This is a genomic window from methanotrophic endosymbiont of Bathymodiolus puteoserpentis (Logatchev), from assembly GCF_900128525.1.
Classification (GTDB): Bacteria; Pseudomonadota; Gammaproteobacteria; order Methylococcales; family Methylomonadaceae; genus Methyloprofundus.
The window spans coordinates 1-3,604 of sequence record NZ_FQTQ01000167.1; the positions used below are offsets into that span (position 1 = coordinate 1).

3 protein-coding genes are annotated in these 3,604 nt (G+C 39.7%); all 3 read left to right on the forward strand.

What is annotated here, in order from left to right; genetic code table 11:
- The first annotated feature begins 959 nt into the window (after positions 1–959).
- A complete protein-coding gene (locus tag BQ7314_RS12430) occupies positions 960–1,862 on the forward strand; it encodes a c-type cytochrome (RefSeq protein ID WP_174484007.1) in 903 nt (300 codons plus the stop codon).
- Between the two features lie 170 nt (positions 1,863–2,032).
- Positions 2,033–2,767: a c-type cytochrome gene (locus BQ7314_RS12435; protein ID WP_174484008.1), complete on the forward strand. Its 735-nt coding sequence runs from the start codon at positions 2,033–2,035 to the stop codon at positions 2,765–2,767.
- A gap of 392 nt (positions 2,768–3,159) precedes the next feature.
- Entirely contained in the window at positions 3,160–3,546 is a 387-nt protein-coding gene (locus BQ7314_RS12440) for a hypothetical protein (RefSeq protein WP_174484009.1), read from the forward strand.
- Positions 3,547–3,604 lie beyond the last annotated feature (58 nt).

Consider the following 3,604-nt stretch of genomic DNA (forward strand, 5'->3'; position numbering starts at 1 on the left):
TTATCTTGGGTCGATTTTAAATAAAGTTTATGAGTTGCATCATTATAATTCTTAAATTGAACTTGCCTAAATTAATTTGTGCTCATTCCTTACTTCTAAATTATGTCCATAGCCTAGGTACTGAAGTTTTGCAGAAATCGGGAATTAACTGTGGCAGTACACAGGCTGACGCGATGATTTGTTTAAGTTAAGTATAGAGGGGGAACCTCATCAATATTGATTATTGAGGACGTTAGAATATTTATTGAGTTTAAGATATTTTAAATTTTCTCATAATGTCTCTTAATGGAGACATTATGTATATAAATATAGTGTGTCAGAGGTAGTTTTATTTCCGATGAGCGGGGATAAAAGACCAAGCTATTGAAAATAAAGTAAGCTTTTTAAAATTAAGCGTCTTTTATTTTTGTTGTGATAAACGGACATTATCAACTGAGCGCCTCCATTTTGAGGCTTCATGTTCAAAAAAAGTTGATTCGTTACTCGGCGAACCATATAGGCTTCAGCCGGTCTGTTCCCGCCATGGCAAAGCATCAGGCATCACTACCGCGCACCTCGAGCGGGCAGGCTTTCTTAGCCCTCCGGTAAGTTTATTCTTTATAGCCAAAGTATAAGGCGTGGAATGGCATTTCACCCTACAATTTTTGCAGCGCTGCAAAAATTGTAGGGTGAAAATGGTATGATTATACGTTTCATTATTGTTAAATAATATAGAAAAGTCTTTTAATATCTTGTGCTTGTGTTTTTTTTAGTCTGAGTTTTTAAACAAAAGTTGCGGTAAAGCCCTTTGGCTTTGGCCATTCGGTGTAATACCTCAGTTGCTAGCGTCGAGAAAGGGGGGGTAATTTTATGCTGTCTTGGCACAGTGTTTGCATGTTATTTCTCGAGTGGAATGAGTCGATTTAAGTCTACTTCCAAAGATTAACGTTATTTATATTTAAGCAAACTAAGGGTGCAAAATGAAAAAACCTAAATTAAAGCTTGTTGTACTGGCATTAGGCTTGGGTGTTTTCTCGCAGATGGCAACTGCCGCGATAACCTCAGATAAAGCGATTGTAAAAAATGATGGCTCTGAAAGAGTGACAGCCAAAGTGAGCTTTCCTACGCCGGTATCGGGTGATCTGTATGTTGCTACTCAAGTCGGTGGGCAGTTTTTATTTTTAACTAACGGTGGTAGTGAATTTACAACGGATGTCGTGCCCTTGGAGAGCAACAGCGAATATGTGGGAGAGCGCGATTTATTTGACTTTTCGGGCGCGGGTATAGCACCAGGGGAGTACCCACTATATCAAGTCGTGACTCAATCAGGAACAAGTCCATTGGATTTTACTAATTGGGTGGGCGGTTTGTCAGGGTTGCATGCCTTTAATTTTTCTATTGGACTCGGCCCCGAGCTTACAAAAGATTTCAATGGTGATGGTTTTGCTGATGATGATAAGAACCATGATGGGTTTCATGACCAGCCAAGAAATGACCAATCAGGAAACGAGCAATCAGGAAACGAGCAATCAGGCAATGATCAGTCAGGCAATGATCAGTCAGGAAACGAGCAATCAGGCAATGACCAGTTAGGCAATGACCAGTCAGGTAATGAGCAATCAGGCAATGATCAGTCAGAAAATGACAGTGAAGACAATAATCAACCCACACCCACACCAAGTGCAGCAAAAGGAAAAAGCTTATATAGCGTGAACTGCAGTGACTGTCATGGTGCAACCCCTCGATATAATAAAATCTCAAGAGCCGTTAACCCTTCTAGGACACGTTCAGCGATTAAAGGTAATAAAGGGGGGATGGGGTACTTGAAATTTTTAAGTGATACAGAATTACAATTGATTGCTAATTATGTAAAAAAACCATAGTTTTTATGAGTTATGTGGTGCAGGAGGCTTTTGGGTTTAGCTTTGTGGTGTTTTTCAATGACATACTGTTGTCATAGTCTTGACTTATTATGCTCCAAGTTGATGAACACATTGCGAGATGTATTTTAAATATTAACGATATTTTTATTTAAGCGGATTAAAATTGCAAGATGAAACAACTAAAGTTAAAACCTGTTGTGTTGGTGTTGGTGCTGGGGCTGAGTGTTTTTACTCACATAGCATTTGCTGAATTAAGTTCAAATCGGGCGATTATAAAAAATGATGGTTCTCAGCGAATCATGGCAAGTGTGAGTTTTCCTACCCTTGTCACCGGTGACTTATATGTGGCGACCCAGGTTAATGGGCAATTTTTGTTTTTAACGCATGGAGGTACAGAGTTTACACTTGATATTGTACCTCTGGTTAAAAATAGTGAATACATAGGTAAGTATGATTTATTTGATTTTTCGGCAGCAGGTATAGCGCCGGGCCGATACCCTTTGTATCAAGTTGTAGTTAATCCAGCGACAAATCCATTTCAAACAGTTAATTGGGTAGGTGGTTTGGCGGGCTTAAGTTCATTTCAATATTCGATTGGCCTGCCAGCAACTGTAACGAATGACCTGGATAACGATGGTTTTTCTGATGATGATAAGGACCATGATGGGTTTCAAGATCAACAAACATCAGCAACTACTGATGTCGTCGTGGGAAAAAGTTTATATAGTGAAAATTGTAGTCAGTGTCACGGTGAAACGCCAACGTATAACCACATTTCACTTGCCGTTAATCCCGCTAAGACGCGTTCAGCTATTATAGGTGATAGGGGGGGGATGAGTGGCTTGAGTTTTTTAAGTGACGCTGAGTTACAAGAGGTTGCTAAATATGTGAAGGCCGTATGGTAAATCCTATTATTTATTAAAGTAAGAGGATTTTAGATGCATAACGTTCGGTGTAGCCAAGCTAAAGTGCACTGCGGTAACAGTGCGCGAGGGCCAATAGTTATCCCGACAGCCGTCAAGTTGCCTGTGGGAGCCTTGGTGGGCATAGGGTGTACCAAGGCACTATTACTCGCCGGATAGCGAATTAATTTTTGTGATAGGAATCTCAAAATCTATCATGAGGTACGTGGTGGCACGCCTATTTTGTGACAAGAGTCCCAAAACTTAACATAAAGTGTCTAGTGGCGCGCCCCATGATGTTCTATATAGATATAATGTTTTTTATTATGTTTTCAGAAGAGGGCTAGGCTCCAAATATTCAATGTATTTTTATTTAAACTAACTTAGGTAATCAAATGAAAAAATTTAAATTAAAACCAGTTCTATTGGCATTAGGTCTGAGTGTTTTCTCGCAGATGGCAACTGCTGTGTTAACCTCAGATAGAGCGGTTGTTAAAAATGACGGTTCTGAACGAGTGATTGCCAAAGTGAGCTTTCCTACACCAGTGACTGGTGATTTATATGTTGCTACTCAAGTTGGTGGGCAGTTTTTATTTTTAACTAACGGTGGCAATGAATTTACAACGGATGTTGTGCCCTTAGTAAGCAATAGTGAATATGTGGGTGAGCATGTTTTATTTGATTTTTCGGGAGCAGGTATAGCACCTGGACGATATCCACTATATCAAGTGGTGACTCAACCAGGAACAGATCCATTAGACTTTACTAAGGAATGTGCATGAAATAACTTAGGCAACTTATAAAGTTGTTGCGTCAGGAATGGCAGTATAATTCCATTGC

Coding starts and splice junctions, on each gene's coding strand:
- BQ7314_RS12435 (WP_174484008.1), top strand. CDS start 2,033: ATGAAACAACTAAAGTTAAAACCTGTTGTGTTGGTGTTGGTGCTGGGG.
- BQ7314_RS12430 (WP_174484007.1), top strand. CDS start 960: ATGAAAAAACCTAAATTAAAGCTTGTTGTACTGGCATTAGGCTTGGGT.
- BQ7314_RS12440 (WP_174484009.1), top strand. CDS start 3,160: ATGAAAAAATTTAAATTAAAACCAGTTCTATTGGCATTAGGTCTGAGT.